The sequence below is a fragment of the Methyloversatilis sp. genome (assembly GCF_030696805.1).
Lineage (GTDB): Bacteria > Pseudomonadota > Gammaproteobacteria > Burkholderiales > Rhodocyclaceae > Methyloversatilis.
On sequence record NZ_JAUYRO010000044.1, the window covers coordinates 63423 to 80018 of the forward strand.

Genomic DNA, 16596 nt, shown 5'->3' on the forward strand with positions numbered 1-16596 from the left:
GATGTCGGTTTGCCGGGCTGACGGATCGGTGGCAATGGGGCGACCCGTGACGGGACGAGCCGGGCGCTGTTGGGTATCGCTGAGCCTGCACCCCGATCTGGGCACGGGCTGCATGCTGATGCTGTTCGCCGACCAGTTCACCGCTGCCGACGACTTCCGGTGTTTCAGGCGATGGCTGCGTGCAACACTTCCTGATGACGCACGCGACGCGGACGCAGGATTGTCGGGCTGGCGATCGCGCTGGTTTCCGGGTAATCCAGACTGAAGTGCAGGCCGCGACTTTCGTGTCGCTGAATGGCGCTGCGCACGATCAGATGCGCGGTGAGCACGAGGTTGCGCAGTTCAATCAGGTCGTTGCTGATCCGGAAATGGGCGTAGTACTCGTCGATCTCACGCTCAAGCAGGCGGATGCGGTGCAGCGCACGTTCCAGGCGCTTGTTGGTTCGCACAATGCCCACGTAGTCCCACATGAAGCGACGCAGTTCGTCCCAGTTGTGCGCGATCACCACCTGCTCGTCAGCGTCGGTCACGCGACTTTCGTCCCATGGCGGCAGTATCACCGGCGCGACCGGCTTGCGCGAAAGAATGTCCCGCGCGGCCGCGGTGGCATACACCAGACATTCAAGCAGTGAATTGCTGGCCAATCGGTTGGCGCCGTGCAGTCCGGAGTATGTGGTTTCGCCGATCGCATACAGGCCATCGACGTCGGTGCGCGCACGCTGGTCGATCTTCACCCCGCCGCAGGTGTAGTGCGCCGCCGGCACGACCGGAATCGGCTGCCGTGTGATGTCAATGCCCAGTTCGAGGCAGCGGGCATGAATGTTCGGAAAGTGACTGACCAGAAAATCGGCTGGCTTGTGCGACACGTCGAGATACACGCAGTCCAGGCCGCGCTTCTTCATTTCGTAGTCGATGGCCCGTGCCACCACGTCGCGCGGCGCCAGTTCGGCGCGTTCGTCGTGCGCCGGCATGAAGCGCTCGCCATCGGGCAGGCGCAGCAGACCGCCTTCGCCGCGCATCGCTTCTGTGATGAGGAAGGATTTGGCGTGCGGGTGGTACAGGCAGGTCGGGTGGAACTGGATGAATTCCATGTTGCCGACGCGGCAACCTGCGCGCCACGCCATCGCAATGCCGTCGCCGGTCGCGGTGTCCGGATTGGTCGTGTAGAGATAGACCTTGCCTGCGCCGCCCGTGGCGAGCACGACGACCGGTGCCGCGAAGGTGATGACATCGCCGGCTTCGATATCGAGGATGTAGGCACCGGCGCAACCGAGATCCGGGCGACCTATCTTCCATCCGACGATCAGATCGACGGCAAGGTGGCGCTCGAAAATGTGGATGTTCGGGTGACTGCGAACCTGGCCGGTCAGCGTCGTCTGGATCGCCGAGCCCGTTGCATCATCGACGTGCACGATGCGTCGGTGACTGTGGCCACCCTCGCGCGTCAGGTGATAACCCAGTTCGCCCTGCGCATCACGTGTGAATGGCACACCGCGCGCGATCAGCCACTCGATCGCGTCGCGGCCGTGTTCGACGACAAAGCGGGTCGCGTCCTCGTCACACAGGCCGGCGCCGGCGACCAGCGTATCGCGCAGGTGATGATCGACCGAGTCGGCGCTGTCGAGAACGGCCGCAATGCCCCCCTGAGCCCAGCTCGAAGCCGAATCCTCGACCTGTTTCTTCGTGATCAGCGCCACGCGCTGTCCTGCCTCGGCGAGGCGGAGCGCCAGCGCCTGTCCGGCGAGTCCGCTTCCAAGTACCAGCGCGTCGAAATTCAACACGGGAAAGAGCCGTCTGATAAAGCGCGCACTATATCGCAGCGCGCCGTCCGGCAAGATTTTCTGTGCTCGGTGATGCGTTTTTGCAGTGCCGGTCATTGACCGGATGAACTTTGCGGAGATGCCCCGGTCTGTTGCAGCATGGACGCGACCCTTACTCCCCTTCAAGCAGTACTCAGGCCTGAGCGCTCGGATATACTGCGCGCCAGTTCAATTGCCGTACCGGTGAAAGATCCGGGCAAAGCAACCGCACAGATGAGCGAGCGAGAAGTTGACCAGTTACTGGTCGAGCGGGCGCAGCGCGGCGACAAGCAGGCCTTTGGCCTTCTCGTCACCAAGTACCAGCGGAAGCTCGGCCGACTGCTTTCAAGACTCATACGTGACCCGGCCGAAGTGGAGGACGTCGCACAGGAAGCCTTCATCAAGGCCTACCGCGCGTTGCCGTCGTTCCGCGGCGAAAGCGCGTTTTATACGTGGCTTTACCGGATCGGCGTGAATACCGCGAAGAACTACTTGGTATCGCAGGGGCGACGCGCGCCGACAAGCACTGAATTCGATTCGGAAGAAGCTGAGAACTTTGACGATAGTGACAATCTGCGCGACATCAACACACCGGAACGCCTTCTGCTCACCAAGCAGATCGGCGAAACGGTGAATGCTGCGATGGATGCCTTGCCGGAAGAATTGCGTACCGCAATCATGTTGCGCGAACTTGAAGGCATGGCTTACGAAGAAATTGCGACCGTGATGGATTGCCCTATCGGGACCGTGCGTTCGCGTATTTTCCGCGCCCGTGAGGCGATATCGGAAAAACTGCGGCCGTTGCTCGACACGGCACCTGACAAGAGGTGGTAAGACCCATGAAAGAAAATCTGAGCGCGTTGATCGACAACGAACTCGAAGACCGCCAGGCCCAGCAGGTGCTCGATCGCCTGCACGCAGACGGTGACCTGCGCGATGAATTTGCGCTGCAGGTTGCGGTTGGAGATGCGCTTCGTGGCGACATCGGACTCGGCGCCGCTTTCACCGCGTCGGTAATGAGCAGGCTTGATGACGAGCCGACCGTTCTGGCGCCGGTCACTCGGCGGTCGGCGGCGGCCATCCCCAGGCGCATGTGGATGTCGGCAGCCGCTGCCGTTTCCGGCGTCGCACTCGTTTCCTGGCTTGGTCTGGACCTGATGCCGGCTGGCGCGCCTGTGCAGATGGCAGCCAACACGCCGGCGGCAGGTTATACATCGCAGGTACGCGCTTCCGTCGCCAGCAACGACGCGCCACTGCGTGCCTATCTCGTTGCACACCACGGCTACTCGCCCACGGGGAGCATGCAGGGCGTTGCGCTCTACGCACGTGGTGTTTCGGATGTTTCGGCCGACGACCGTCGATGATCTTCCGCGCGGTCTGCTTGCTGGCCGCCCTGATCGGCGGTCCGGTCGCTTGGGCGCAGAGCCAGGCTGAAGCACTTTCCATGTTGAGCCGGGCGGTCACTGCCTCGCAAAATCTGTCCTATGCCGGTACTTTCGTTTACCAAAGCGGCGCGAATGTAGAAACGTCGCGCATTGCCCACTACGTCGATGCCGATGGTAATTCCATCGAACGCCTGGAAGTGCTCGACGGCAGTCCGCGTGAGGTAGTGCGCATCAATGACGAGGTTCGCTGTTACCTGCCGAAAGAGAAGATCGTCATCGAAGATCGGCGGGGTTCGCGCAAAACCTTCCCTTCGCTGCTTCCGGAATCGATCAACTCGCTCGGCGAGTTCTACGCAATCAAGCGCGGAGCGTCCGGTCGCGTCGCGGGTTTCGAGACGCACTCGGTGTTGCTTGAACCCAGGGACGGTTTCCGTTTTGGCTACGTGTTCTGGATCGAGGCGCAGACCGGATTGCTGCTGAAGGCTCGCATGGTCAATGAACGCGGCGAGGCGATCGAGCAATTTGCGTTTGCACAACTCGAAATAGGTCTTCCGCTCAGTCGCGAGGATGTACGTTCGCGCATGGCGGCGATGTCCGAAGGCTGGGCGGTGCATTCCGCCAGCACGACCACAGGTCAGAACGTGGATGTCGGCTGGGTTGCGAGCGCGCCAGTGCCGGGGTTCAGGCAGATTGCCGGCATGCGTCGCTCGCTCGGACCCGACCGTCCGGACATGGTGCACATGGTGTTCTCGGACGGCCTCGCCGCGATATCGGTCTTCATCGAACCTTTTCGCAAGGAAGATGGCAACTTCATCGGGCCGATGAAGCACGGCGCGGTCAATGTGTTCAAACGCCGCGTCGGCAATTTCATCGTCACGGCGCTCGGCGAAGTGCCACCGCACAGCTTGCTGCGCATGGTCGAGGGCGTGGAGCCGAAGCGCTGATGGACATCCGGCAAGGTCAGGTGCGACGTGTAGCCGGTCGCCTTGCATGGGTGGACGTCGTGCGCAGCAGCGGCTGCGGCCGCTGCGCCGATGTTGGCGGCTGTGGCCAGGCGTGTTCGGCGCGTCCAACCACCTTCGTGATTCCGATTTCCCACGCAGTCGCCGAAGGTGACCGGGTCCAGGTGTCGGTACCGCAGCGCGCACCGTTGATTGCGGCGTTGATGACCTACGGCGTCGGACTGGCTACGATGTTTGCCGGTGCGCTGCTCGCCCGATTTGCTGTCGGCGGATCCGATCTGGTGGTTGCAGCCGGGGCGGTAACCGGCCTGGCGGCGTCGGTGCTATGGCTCAGACACATGCAGCCGCGTGCCGAATTACTACCGGTGATCCACGCTGTTGCGCAAACCCGAACCCTCCCGGAATCATGAAAGCAGTCATTGCCGCGCTGTTCCTGAGTTTCGCCACGAACCTTGCGATTGCTGCGCCAGCACAGACGCCAGCGCTGCGCCAGTTGCCGGACTTTTCCGAGCTGGTCGAGCGGCAGGGGCAGGCGGTCGTGAACATCAGCACGACGCAGAAGGTCAGCACGCGCGCCATGCCTCAGATGCCACCCGGCATGGACGAAAATGACCCGATGTACGACTTCTTCCGTCGCTTTGTGCCCCAGCAGCCCGGCGGCCCGGGGTCGCCGGATGCGCGCTCGCTGGGATCGGGCTTCATCGTGTCGGCCGACGGCTATCTGCTGACCAACGCGCACGTCGTTGACGAGGCGGAAGAAATCACGGTCAAGCTCAGCGACAAGCGTGAATTCAAGGCACGCGTCATCGGCGCCGACAAGCGCACCGACATTGCGGTACTGAAGATCGAGGCCAGCGGCTTGCCGATGGTGAAATTCGGCGACGCGACCAAGCTGCGCGTCGGCGAGTGGGTGGTGGCCATCGGTTCGCCTTTCGGTTTTGAAAGCTCGGTCACGGCCGGCATTGTGTCGGCCAAGGGCCGCTCGCTGCCGCAGGAAAATTTCGTGCCCTTCATCCAGACCGATGTGGCGATCAATCCGGGCAATTCCGGCGGGCCGCTGTTCAATCTTCGCGGCGAGGTGGTGGGCATCAATTCCCAGATCTATAGTCGCAACGGCGGCTTCATGGGCTTGTCGTTCGCAATTCCGATCGATGTCGCGATGGACATCCAGTCGCAGCTGCGTGCCAACGGGCGGGTGCAGCGCGGGCGCATTGGCGTCGTGATCCAGGAGGTGACGAAGGAACTGGCCGATTCGTTCGGCATGAAGCGGCCGGAAGGCGCTCTGGTCAGTTCGGTCGAACCGCGCGGTCCCGCCGAAGCCGCCGGCATCGCTCCAGGGGATGTCATCCTGCGTTTCGATGGCAAAGCAGTGGAGGGATCGGGCGATCTGCCGCGTCTGGTCGGCGGCACCAAGCCGGGCGCATCTTCGGTCGCCCAAGTGTGGCGCAATGGTGCCACGCGCGACATTGCGGTCACCGTAGTCGAACTGAACGACGATCTGGCCGATCCGCGACGCAGCCGTCGTGGCGGCGGTGCCCCGGAAGCGGCACCGCAGTCCAACCGCCTGGGTCTTGTGTTGTCGGAAGTGACGCCGCAGCAGCGGCGCGGCATGCAGATCGAAGGAGGGCTGCGGGTGGAAAACATCACCGGGGGCGTCCGGTCCGACCTGCGCATCGGCGACGTCATCCTGGCCGTGATTGCGCGTGGCAAGCAGACGCCGGTGTCTTCGCTCGACCAGTTCAACAGCATTCTGTCGAGCATGGAGCCGAGGATCGGCCTGACTGTACTGGTGCGTCGTGGCACCAACCAGACCTTTCTTACGCTGCGCGTGCCGAACGGCCAGGAGGCGGAGAAGTGAGCCTGCCGACGAGTGCGCTGACGCTGTATCTGCGTCGCTGGTGCCATCTGTGCGACGATCTGCTTGAGCAACTGACACCGTTGATCGCGCCGCATGGCGTCGAGGTGCGTGAAATCGACATCGACGAGCACCCGGAATTCGAGGCGCCGTACGGCGAACACATCCCCGTGCTGTGCGCCGGCGATCGTGAGCTGTGCCGTCACCGGCTTGATCCGCAGGCGGTGCAGGCCTATCTGCTAGAATTGCGCGCTTGATCTCGTCGGTCCGGCTGACCAGACAAGGGTGCCGCCAAGGGCACCCTTTTTCATTCCTGTTTCCACTCTGACGATGCAGCACATTCGAAACTTTTCCATCATTGCCCACATCGACCACGGCAAGTCCACGCTGGCCGATCGTCTGATCCAGCGTTGCGGTGGTCTGTCCGATCGCGAAATGGAGGCGCAGGTCCTTGATTCGATGGATCTGGAGCGCGAACGCGGCATCACGATCAAGGCGCAGACCGCGGCCCTGCGTTACAAGGCAAACGACGGGCAGATCTATCAGTTCAACCTGATCGACACACCGGGTCACGTCGACTTCTCGTATGAAGTGAGCCGTTCGCTGTCCGCCTGCGAAGGTGCGCTGCTGGTGGTCGATGCCTCGCAGGGCGTCGAGGCGCAGACCGTGGCCAACTGCTATACCGCGCTTGATCTGGGCGTGGAAGTGGTGCCGGTGCTGAACAAGATCGATCTGCCACAGGCGGATCCGGAGAACGCGCGGCAGGAGATCGAGGACGTCATCGGCATCGACGCGACGGATGCGATCCAGTGTTCCGCCAAGACCGGACTGGGCATCGACGACATCCTCGAAATGATCGTCGTGCGCATTCCGCCGCCCAAGGGCGATCCGGCGGGGCCGCTGAAGGCACTGATCATCGATTCCTGGTTTGACAACTACGTCGGCGTCGTCATGCTGGTGCGCGTGGTCGACGGTGCGTTGAAGCCCAAGGACCGGATGCTGTTCATGTCGACCGGCGCGCAGTATCAGGTCGACCAGGTCGGCGTGTTCACGCCCAAGTCCCTGCAGCGTGAAAGCCTGTCGGCGGGTGAAGTCGGCTTCGTCATCTGCGGCCTGAAGGAACTGAAGGCAGCCAAGGTCGGCGACACCATCACGCTGGCCGATCACCGTGCGCCGGAGGCGCTGCCCGGCTTCAAGGAGATCAAGCCGCAAGTGTTCGCCGGACTGTATCCGGTCGAGGCCAGCGAGTACGACCAGCTGCGCGAGTCGCTCGAGAAGCTCAAGCTGAATGATGCGTCGCTGCAGTACGAGCCGGAAGTGTCGCAGGCGCTGGGTTTCGGTTTCCGCTGCGGCTTCCTCGGCATGCTGCACATGGAAATCGTGCAGGAGCGGCTGGAACGCGAATTCGACATGGATCTCATCACCACGGCGCCGACCGTGGTGTATGAGGTGCTGATGAACGACGGCAGCATCGTCATGGTCGAGAATCCGGCCAAGCTGCCCGAAGTGTCGAAGACGTCGGAAATCCGCGAGCCCATCATCAAGGCGGTCATCTTCCTGCCGCAGGAATATCTGGGTGCGGTGATCACCTTGTGCGAGCAGAAGCGCGGGCAGCAGGTGAACATGCTGTATCACGGCCGTCAGGTGCAGCTCACCTATGACCTGCCGATGGCCGAGGTGGTGTTCGATTTCTTCGACAAGTTGAAGTCGGTATCGCGCGGATACGCTTCGCTCGATTACGAGTTCAAGGAGTACCGCGCGGCCGACGTGGTGAAGCTCGACATCATGGTCGCCGGCGAGAAGGTCGACGCCCTGTCAGTCATCGTGCACCGGGCCAACGCGCAGTACCGTGGCCGTGAGGTGGCGGCCAAGATGCGCGAGTTGATTCCGCGCCAGATGTTCGACGTGCCGGTGCAGGCGGCGATCGGGGTGCACATCATTGCGCGCGAAACCATCAAGGCGCTGCGCAAGAACGTTCTGGCCAAGTGTTACGGCGGCGACATTTCACGCAAGAAGAAGCTGCTGGAAAAGCAGAAGGCCGGCAAGAAACGCATGAAGCAGGTAGGCAACGTCGAAATACCGCAGGAGGCGTTCCTCGCCGTGCTGCGTGTCGACGACAAATAAAAAGACTGGACCCGAATCTTGAATTTCGCACTCATCCTTTTCGTGCTGTGCGTGGTCACCGGCATCCTCTGGGGCCTCGACCGCATGGTGTTCGCGCGCAAGCGGCCAGCCGGCGCGCCGGACCCCTGGTGGGTTGAATACGGCGCAAGCTTCTTCCCGGTCATCATCGTCGTATTCGGGCTGCGCAGTTTTGTCGTCGAGCCGTTCCGCATACCGTCCGGATCGATGATCCCGACGCTGCTGATCGGCGATTTCATCCTGGTGAACAAGTTCACCTACGGCGTGCGTCTGCCGGTGCTGCACGACAAGATCATTCCGATGAATGATCCGCAGCGCGGGGATGTCATGGTGTTCCGCTATCCGGCCGATCCATCGGTCGATTACATCAAACGTGTGGTCGGTCTGCCTGGTGATACGGTGGCTTATCAGAACAAGCGGCTGACCATCAATGGCGTCGAAGTGCCGCTGCAACCGGCGGAAGATTATTTCCACAGCGAGCGCGCCTACTACTCCAACCGCTTCAGCGAAACGCTGGGCGACGTGCAGCATCACATCCTGAACGATCGCGATGCGCGGGCCGACATTCCGACCGCACTCGATTTTCCGGGGCGCGAAAACTGCGTCTACAATCGTGAAGGGGTGCGCTGCGAAGTGCCGGTGGGCCACTACCTGGTGCTGGGTGACAACCGTGATCAGAGTGCCGACAGCCGCATCTGGGGTTTCGTGCCGGACGCGAACATCGTGGGCAAGGCTTTTTTCATCTGGTTCCACGCGGACACCATCCTGCCGCCGAAGGGCATCGATTTCGGCCGTATCGGCAGCTTCAGATAGTTGATCGCGCCATGAGGAGTCAACAGATGCTGCGCAAGCAATCCGGTCTGAGTCTGGTGGGCTTCCTGTTCGTTGCTGGCATCGCCGGCATCGTTCTGGTACTCGCAATGAAGACGATTCCGGCGGTCATCGAGTACTACACCATCCTGAAGAACGTGAATGCCATCGTGAAGAACGGCGAAATCAAGGGCGGTACGGTGGCCGATTACCGCAACGCTTTCGCCAAGCGTTCCATCATGGATGAAATGTCCAGCGTCACGCCGGCGGATCTCGACATCATCAAGGACTCGAATGGCATCGAGATGTCCTTTTCCTACGATCGCAAGGTGCATATGTTCGGGCCGGTGAGCATCCTGTTCGAATTCGAAGGGTCGGCCACCGGGCCGAACTGACGCAGTGACCTCCGCCGGGCAGATCGAGCAGGGGCTCGGCCACGTCTTCGTATCGAAGCACCTTCTGGCCCAGGCGCTGACGCATCGCAGTTTTTCCGCCACGCACAACGAACGGCTCGAATTTCTCGGCGATGCCGTGCTCGACTGCATCGCCTCGGACCTGCTGTGCGAGCGCTTCCCCGATCTCCCGGAAGGCGTGCTGTCCCGCTTGCGCGCCAATCTGGTCAAGCAGGACACGCTGGCCGACATGGCGTGCGAACTCGATCTCGGCAGCGCGCTCCGTCTGGGCGATGGCGAAGTGAAGACCGGTGGCCGTTCCCGACCGTCCATCCTCGCCGACGCACTCGAAGCGCTCATCGGTGCTGTCTTCACCGAAGCCGGCTACGGTGCGGCGCGGCAGACGGTCGCGCAGCTGTTCGGCGCGCGCCTGACCGGTCTGAACCCTGAACTCGATTCGCGCGACCCGAAAACCGCATTGCAGGAATGGCTGCAGGCTCGACACAAGCCGCTTCCGGTCTATGAAATCAGTGCCGTGACCGGCGCGGCACATGCCCAGGCGTTCCGCGCGCGCTGCCGCGTCGAGGCACTGGGCCTCGCTACCGAAGGCGAGGGCAGCAACCGGCGCACTGCCGAACAGGCCGCTGCATCGCGCGCGCTTGAACAACTGCAGGGACAGACATGACTGATTCCATCGCGGAAGGCGAATTGCCGCACACGCCGCCCGAGACGTCACCGATCGCGCCAACCATTACCCATTGCGGCTTCATCGCCATCGTCGGCCGGCCCAATGTCGGCAAATCGACGCTGATGAATCGTCTGATCGGCCAGAAGGTGAGCATCACCTCGGCCAAGGCGCAGACCACGCGGCACCGCATACACGGGGTGCTGACCCGCGACGCCCGTCAGTTCGTGTTCGTCGACACGCCCGGATTCCAGACCAAGCACCGCAATGCGCTGAACCGCGTGATGAACCGTTCGGTCACGCAGGCGCTGGCCGACGTCGACGTGATCGTGTTCGTCATCGAAGCGGGCAAGCTGACCGAAGCCGATCAGGAAGTGATTGCGCTGCTGCCGAAAGACCGGCCCGTGCTGTTGCTGCTGAACAAGACAGACAAGGCGGGCGATCGCGCAAAGTTGCTGCCCTTTGTCGAGCGCATTGCGAAGCTGCATGACTTTCACGCCATCCTGCCGGTCAGCGCGCAGCGTGGCGATGGGCTCGATGCACTGATGAAGGTGGCCGGTGAACTGCTGCCGGAAGGTCAGGCCATGTTCGACGCCGACGACTTCACCGACCGCAGCGAACGCTTTCTTGCCGCCGAATACATCCGCGAAAAACTGTTCCGGCAACTGGGCGACGAGCTGCCGTACGGGCTGGCGGTCGAGATCGAGCGCTTCGAGGCGGAAGGCAATCTGCGCCGCATCGCGGCCGCGGTCATCGTCGGCCGCGAGGCGCACAAGGGCATCGTCATCGGCCGCAATGGCGAAGTGCTGAAAACCGTCGGCAGCGCGGCGCGCCACGACATGGAAAAGGTGTTCGACTCGAAGGTATTCCTGGAGCTGCACGTGAAGGTGCGCAGCGGCTGGGCCGACGACGAACGCGCGCTGAAAAGCCTGGGTTTCGAGCCGTGAGCGCAGCGGCGCTGTCTGCCGCGAGGTGGCGCAGCCATGACCGCCGGAAGGCAGTCAGGTGAATTCGGGCAAGCAGCGGGTGGACGGCCAGCCCGCCTTCCTGCTGCAGTCCCATCCTTACCGCGAAACAAGCCTGGTGGTCGACGTGTTCAGCCGCGATTTCGGCCGCATCGGTCTGGTGGCACGCGGCGCCAAGCGACCGCGCGCGGCGCTGCGCGGTGTGCTGATGGAATTCCAGCCGCTCGAACTGGGCTGGTTTGGTCAGGGCGAGCTGCGCACGCTGGCGCGCGCCGAATGGCAGCGCGCGTGGCCGATGCTGTCCGGCCCGAGGCTGCTGCTGGGCTACTATCTGAACGAATTGCTGCAGCGGCTGCTGGCACGCGAAGACGCGCACCCGGCGCTGTTCGACCGCTATTCCGACACGTTGCAGAAGCTGGCGCTGGCACCGGGTGAAACGGCCGGCCATCAGGTGCTGCTGCGCGGTTTCGAGAAATCGCTGCTGCAGGAACTGGGTTACGGGCTGACGCTGGACTGCGACGCCCACGGCACCGCTCTGGATGTCGATGCCGCCTACCATTACGTGCCCGATCAGGGCCTGGTGGCGGGCGACGCGGCGACACCGAATGTGGTCAGCCTGACGGGTGCTCAGGCGCTGGCGATCAGCGGTGACGATTACGGCGATCCGCAGGTCGTGCGGCTGGCCAGAACACTGATGCGCACGCTGATCGCGCACTATCTGCAGGGGCAGGAATTGCGTACCCGGCGTGTATTCATCGAACTACAGGATCTCTGACTCATGATCGAACTTGGCGTCAATATCGACCACGTTGCCACGCTGCGCCAGGCGCGCCGCACCTACGAGCCGGATCCGGTGTGGGCCGCCGTGGAGGCGCATCTGGGTGGTGCCGACGGCATTACCGTGCATCTGCGCGAAGACCGTCGTCACATCCAGGATGACGACGTACGCCGGCTGCGCGATCTGGTGCATATCAAGCTCAATCTCGAAATGGCGGCTACCGTCGAAATGGTCGGCATCGCCTGCAGCCTGAAGCCGGAAATGGCCATGCTGGTGCCGGAAGGGCGGCACGAGGTGACCACCGAAGGCGGACTGGACATCGTGTCGCAGGAAGAGCGGCTGTACGCCGTGGTCAGCCGCCTGCGCGACGCCGGCATCGTCACCAGCGTGTTCATCGACGCCGAACTGCCGCAGATCGAGGCGGCCGCGCGCATCGGCGCCCAGGTGTGCGAAGTCCACACCGGCCCCTATGCACACGCCTTTCACGGCCTGGGCCGCGATCGCGAATCGCAGGCCGTGGTGGTCGAGCTGGACAAGGTGCGCGCCGGCGGCAAGCTCATCCGCGATCTGGGCATGCGCTTCAACGCCGGCCACGCGCTGAACTACGCCAATGTGCAGCCGGTGGCCGAACTGCCGGGCGTGCGCGAACTGCACATCGGTCATGCCATCGTCAGCCGTTCGGTGTTCGTCGGCCTGCGTGAGGCGGTGCGCGAAATGAAGCAACTGATGCGAGAGGCGGCGGGGAGGGCGGCATGATTTTCGGTGTAGGCACTGATCTGTGCAGCATTGCGCGTCTGGAACGGCTGGTCACGCGCAATGGCGAGGCGCTGGCACGGCGCATTCTGGCCGTGTCCGAAATGGTCGAGTTCGAGGGCGCGCGCGAACCGGCACGCTTTCTCGCCAAGCGCTTTGCGGCCAAGGAAGCGCTCGGCAAGGCACTTGGCACGGGGGTGCGCGCGCCGGTGCTGCTGCGCTCCATCGCCGTGACGCATGACGACCTCGGCAAGCCGGTGTTCCTGTTCGACGAGCTGCTGACGCAGTGGCTGGACCAGCGCGGCCTGCATCCGCATCTGTCGCTGTCGGACGAAGTCGCGTACGCGCTGGCCTTCGTCGTGGTCGAGCGCACGGAGACCGCAGCATGAGACACACCCCACCCGGTCCGGTCATGCTCGACGTGGCCGGCTTCGAACTGGACGCCGAAGACCGCGAACTGCTCGCCCATCCGTCGGTCGGCGGGCTCATCCTGTTCGCCCGCAATTTCAGCGATGCGCGTCAGCTTGCCGCACTGACCGAAGCCATTCACGCCGTGCGCACACCGCCGCTGCTGATCGCGGTCGACCACGAGGGCGGTCGCGTACAGCGTTTTCGCAGCGATGGCTTCACCCATCTGCCGGCGATGCGCACGCTGGGCACACGCTACGAAGCCGATGCCACCGCAGCGCTGGGCGAAGCGCGCGCCGCCGGATTCGTGCTGGCCGCCGAACTGCGTGCGCTCGGTGTCGATCTGTCATTCACGCCGGTGCTTGATCTTGATTTCGGTGCCAGCGCGGTCATCGGCGACCGTGCCTTTCACGGCGATCCGGCCATCGTCGCCGCACTGGCCGGCGCACTGGCAGAGGGGCTGCGCGCGGCCGGCATGAAGTCGGTCGGCAAGCACTTCCCCGGTCACGGCTTCGTCGCCGCGGATTCGCATGTCGCCATCCCGGTCGACGAACGCGATTTCGACACGATATGGCGCACCGACATCCAGCCCTATCTGCAACTGGGCCGGCAGATCGATGCCGTGATGCCGGCGCACGTCATCTACCCGGCAGTCGATGCGCTGCCGGCGGGTTTCTCACGCAAGTGGGTGCAGGACATCCTGCGCAACCGGCTCGAATTCGACGGCGTGGTGTTCAGTGATGACCTGTCGATGGAGGGTGCATCGGTCGTCGGTGACGTCGTCGCGCGCGCGGAAGCGGCGTGGGACGCCGGCTGCGACATGGTGCTGGTGTGCAATGCACGAGATCAGGCGATCCGGCTCATTGACGGCTGGCATCCGGCGCCCGACGCCGAGCGCAGCGCACGCGTGGCGTCGCTGCTGCCGAAGCAGCCGTTCGGCGACCGTACGCAGCTCGCGCAGGACACGCGCTATCGCGATGCGCTCGATCAGGTGCAGCGGCTCACCGCCTGACCGGCCGGCCGTGAAGCCCCACATTCCTGCCCGATGAGCGCATTCGACGCCAGGACCTATCTGCAGACGCTGAGCGAGGCGCCCGGCGTCTATCGCATGATCGGCGCCGACGAAGAGGTGCTCTACGTCGGCAAGGCGAAAAACCTGAAGCGGCGCGTGGCGTCGTACTTCCAGCGCACCGCGTCGAGCCCGCGCATCGGCATGATGGTGTCGCAGGTGCAGCGGGTCGACACCACGGTCGTGCGCTCCGAAGCCGAAGCGCTCATCCTCGAAAACAACCTCATCAAGAGTCTGCGGCCGAAGTACAACATCCTGTTCCGGGATGACAAGTCCTACCCCTACATCAAGCTCACGCAGGACGCCTTCCCGCGCATCGCCTTCTTCCGCGGCACGGTGGGGCGTGACGCACGCTATTTCGGCCCGCTGCCCAGCGTGTGGGCGGTGCGTGAAACGATACAGCTGGTGCAGCGCGCCTTCCTGCTGCGCACCTGCGAAAACAGCGTGTTCGCCAATCGCTCGCGGCCCTGCCTGCTGCACCAGATCCATCGCTGTTCCGCGCCCTGTGTCGGCAAGGTGTCCAAGGTCGATTACGACGAGGATGTGCGGCTGACCAGCCTGTTCCTGAGCGGGAGGCACAGCGAGGTCATCGACCGGCTGTCCGACCAGATGAACGCCGCCGCCGAGGCGCTTGCTTTCGAGAAGGCGGCGCAGGTGCGCGACCAGATCAAGGCGCTGAGCCGTGTGCTGCACAAGCAGTACGCCGACAGCGCGCGCGACGAGGATATCGACATCGTCGTCGCGGTCGCGCGCGATGGCGCGGCATGCGTCAATCACGCCATGGTGCGCGGCGGTCGCCACCTGGGCGACCACGCGCATTTCCCGGCTGCCGGGCAGGGCAGCGAAGCCGATATGCTGTGCGCCTTCCTTGCCCAGCACTTCGCCACCCAGCCACCGCCAGGGCGTGTCATCGTGAATGTGCTGCCGGATGACGACGCGGAGGCGCCGATCCCCGGCATCGCGCTCGCACTGGCGCGCAACGAGCGCGAGCGTGCCTGGGCCGACATGGCGCTGAAGAACGCCGAGATTGCGCTGCGCGTGAAGCTCGACGCGGGCGCGCGCGCCACGCACCGCGTGCGCGCTCTGGTCGAGGCGCTGGAGCTGGATGTGGCCCCCGAGCGCATCGAGTGCTTCGACATCAGCCACACGATGGGCGAAGCCACGGTGGCGTCCTGCGTCGTGTGGGCAAACGGCGCGATGCGCAACAGCGAATACCGCCGTTACAACATCGAAGGCGTCACCCCCGGTGATGACTACGCCGCGATGCGCCAGGTGCTGACACGCCGCTACGAAAAGGTGGTGACCGGCGAAGGCGTGCGGCCCGATCTGGTGCTGATCGATGGCGGCAAGGGGCAGTTGGGCATCGCAGTCGAAGTGATGGCGGAACTGGGGCTCGACCTGTCGCTGGTCGGCGTGGCCAAGGGCGTCGAGCGCAAGATGGGGGCCGAAGAGCTGATCCGTCCGGGCGTCCTCGCGGGGCTGGTGCTCGGACCGGAACATCCGGCGCTGCACCTGATTGCCGAAATCCGCGACGAAGCACACCGCTTTGCCATCGCCGGCCACCGCGCGCGGCGCGAAAAGAAGCGGCTCACCTCGACGCTGGAAGACATTCCGGGCATCGGTCCGGCGCGCCGCAAACGGCTGCTGACGACCTTCGGTGGGCTGAGTGGCGTGCGCAATGCCACGGTCGAAGACCTGTGCCGCGTCGAAGGCATCAGTCGCAAACTGGCCGAACAGATACAGCGGCAGTTAAACTGACTCCATGTTCACCGTACCGACCGCGCTCACCTGGGCGCGCATCCTGCTGATCCCCCTGTTCGTCGGTGTCTTCTTCCTGCCCGAGCGTACGCTGGTGATGGCTGACAAGAACCTCACCGCAACACTGGTGTTCGTCATCGCTGCGGCGACCGACTGGCTCGACGGCTACCTTGCGCGCACGCTGAACCAGACCACCGCCTTCGGCGCCTTCCTCGATCCGGTGGCCGACAAGCTCATGGTGGCAGCGGCATTGATCATGCTGGTCGAGCTCGACCGTACCAGCACGGTCATCGCCTTCGTCATCATCGGGCGCGAAATCACCATTTCGGCGCTGCGCGAATGGATGGCCAAGGTCGGCGCATCGCGCAGTGTCGCCGTGTCGATGATCGGCAAGATCAAGACAGCCGCGCAGATGACTGCCATACCGATGCTGCTTTATTACGAACCGCTGCTCGGCATCGACATCGCGTCCATCGGCCGCTGGCTGATCTGGATTGCCGCGGTGCTCACCGTATATTCGATGGTCTATTACATGCGCCGCGCCTGGCCCGAACTGCGCGCGCGCAAGGCGCTCTAGAGGGAGTCTTGCCGAGCTGGTGAAATTGTTCGCCGCATGTCTTGACAGGTTTCCTGCCAGACCTATAATGCGCGCCTGTCTTGCGGGAATAGCTCAGTTGGTAGAGCGCAACCTTGCCAAGGTTGAGGTCGCGAGTTCGAGTCTCGTTTCCCGCTCCAAGATTTGAAAAAGGGGAAGTTCGTCTTCCCCTTTTTGTTTGTAGCCCACCGAACGGGCTGCACCACCGGCGAGGTGGCAGAGTGGTCATGCAGCGGCCTG

Annotated in this window: 18 protein-coding genes and 1 tRNA gene; 18 read left to right on the forward strand and 1 reads right to left on the reverse strand. The window is 63.5% G+C overall.

Features of this window, described 5'->3' with window-relative positions; translation table 11 throughout:
• Positions 1-164: 164 nt before the first annotated feature.
• Complete coding sequence (gene nadB, locus Q8R75_RS08135; protein ID WP_305626136.1) at positions 165-1781, reverse strand: L-aspartate oxidase; 1617 nt, start codon at positions 1779-1781, stop codon at positions 165-167.
• A 252-nt stretch (positions 1782-2033) separates the two neighbouring features.
• Here nadB and rpoE point away from each other — a divergent pair, with 252 nt between their 5' ends.
• The 18 genes from rpoE (at position 2034) to Q8R75_RS08225 (ending at position 16496) form a co-directional block, all read left to right on the forward strand.
• Positions 2034-2633: an RNA polymerase sigma factor RpoE gene (rpoE, locus tag Q8R75_RS08140; RefSeq protein WP_069040772.1), complete on the forward strand. Its 600-nt coding sequence runs from the start codon at positions 2034-2036 to the stop codon at positions 2631-2633.
• Between the two features lie 5 nt (positions 2634-2638).
• Positions 2639-3163: an RseA family anti-sigma factor gene (locus Q8R75_RS08145; protein WP_305613586.1), complete on the forward strand. Its 525-nt coding sequence runs from the start codon at positions 2639-2641 to the stop codon at positions 3161-3163.
• Positions 3160-4128, forward strand: coding sequence for a MucB/RseB C-terminal domain-containing protein (locus Q8R75_RS08150; RefSeq protein ID WP_305626135.1), 969 nt, complete (start codon positions 3160-3162; stop codon positions 4126-4128). The genes Q8R75_RS08145 and Q8R75_RS08150 overlap by 4 nt, the downstream gene beginning before the upstream one ends.
• On the forward strand, positions 4128-4556 hold the full coding sequence (locus tag Q8R75_RS08155; RefSeq protein WP_305613832.1) for a SoxR reducing system RseC family protein: 429 nt from the start codon (positions 4128-4130) through the stop codon (positions 4554-4556). Before Q8R75_RS08150 ends, Q8R75_RS08155 begins: the two co-directional genes overlap by 1 nt.
• The gene (locus Q8R75_RS08160; protein WP_305613833.1) at positions 4553-6004 is read left to right on the forward strand and encodes a DegQ family serine endoprotease; all 1452 of its coding nucleotides are present in this window, start codon (positions 4553-4555) and stop codon (positions 6002-6004) included. The genes Q8R75_RS08155 and Q8R75_RS08160 overlap by 4 nt, the downstream gene beginning before the upstream one ends.
• Positions 6001-6258 carry a glutaredoxin family protein gene (locus Q8R75_RS08165; protein ID WP_305613834.1) on the forward strand — a complete coding sequence of 86 codons (258 nt, stop codon included), beginning with the start codon at positions 6001-6003 and terminating at the stop codon, positions 6256-6258. Before Q8R75_RS08160 ends, Q8R75_RS08165 begins: the two co-directional genes overlap by 4 nt.
• A gap of 73 nt (positions 6259-6331) precedes the next feature.
• Positions 6332-8125 carry a translation elongation factor 4 gene (lepA, locus tag Q8R75_RS08170; RefSeq protein ID WP_305613835.1) on the forward strand — a complete coding sequence of 598 codons (1794 nt, stop codon included), beginning with the start codon at positions 6332-6334 and terminating at the stop codon, positions 8123-8125.
• An 18-nt stretch (positions 8126-8143) separates the two neighbouring features.
• A complete protein-coding gene (gene lepB / locus Q8R75_RS08175; protein ID WP_305613836.1) occupies positions 8144-8956 on the forward strand; it encodes a signal peptidase I in 813 nt (270 codons plus the stop codon).
• Between the two features lie 26 nt (positions 8957-8982).
• Positions 8983-9348, forward strand: coding sequence for a DUF4845 domain-containing protein (locus Q8R75_RS08180; RefSeq protein WP_305613837.1), 366 nt, complete (start codon positions 8983-8985; stop codon positions 9346-9348).
• 4 nt (positions 9349-9352) lie between these two features.
• Positions 9353-10030 (forward strand): ribonuclease III, encoded by a 678-nt coding sequence (gene rnc / locus Q8R75_RS08185; RefSeq protein ID WP_305613838.1) that lies wholly within the window; start codon positions 9353-9355, stop codon positions 10028-10030.
• Positions 10027-10977, forward strand: a complete 951-nt coding sequence (era, locus tag Q8R75_RS08190) for a GTPase Era (protein WP_305613839.1) — start codon at positions 10027-10029, stop codon at positions 10975-10977. Before rnc ends, era begins: the two co-directional genes overlap by 4 nt.
• A gap of 58 nt (positions 10978-11035) precedes the next feature.
• Positions 11036-11770 carry a DNA repair protein RecO gene (gene recO / locus Q8R75_RS08195; RefSeq protein WP_305613840.1) on the forward strand — a complete coding sequence of 245 codons (735 nt, stop codon included), beginning with the start codon at positions 11036-11038 and terminating at the stop codon, positions 11768-11770.
• Between the two features lie 3 nt (positions 11771-11773).
• Positions 11774-12529, forward strand: coding sequence for a pyridoxine 5'-phosphate synthase (locus Q8R75_RS08200; protein ID WP_305613841.1), 756 nt, complete (start codon positions 11774-11776; stop codon positions 12527-12529).
• Complete coding sequence (gene acpS / locus Q8R75_RS08205) at positions 12526-12915, forward strand: holo-ACP synthase (RefSeq protein WP_305613842.1); 390 nt, start codon at positions 12526-12528, stop codon at positions 12913-12915. Before Q8R75_RS08200 ends, acpS begins: the two co-directional genes overlap by 4 nt.
• Positions 12912-13946 carry a beta-N-acetylhexosaminidase gene (gene nagZ / locus Q8R75_RS08210; protein WP_305613843.1) on the forward strand — a complete coding sequence of 345 codons (1035 nt, stop codon included), beginning with the start codon at positions 12912-12914 and terminating at the stop codon, positions 13944-13946. The genes acpS and nagZ overlap by 4 nt, the downstream gene beginning before the upstream one ends.
• Positions 13947-13979: 33 nt before the next feature.
• Positions 13980-15761, forward strand: a complete 1782-nt coding sequence (gene uvrC / locus Q8R75_RS08215; protein ID WP_305626134.1) for an excinuclease ABC subunit UvrC — start codon at positions 13980-13982, stop codon at positions 15759-15761.
• A 4-nt stretch (positions 15762-15765) separates the two neighbouring features.
• Positions 15766-16338 carry a CDP-diacylglycerol--glycerol-3-phosphate 3-phosphatidyltransferase gene (gene pgsA, locus Q8R75_RS08220; RefSeq protein ID WP_305614577.1) on the forward strand — a complete coding sequence of 191 codons (573 nt, stop codon included), beginning with the start codon at positions 15766-15768 and terminating at the stop codon, positions 16336-16338.
• 82 nt (positions 16339-16420) lie between these two features.
• Positions 16421-16496: transfer RNA gene (locus Q8R75_RS08225), tRNA-Gly, on the forward strand.
• The last annotated feature ends 100 nt before the right edge of the window (positions 16497-16596 follow it).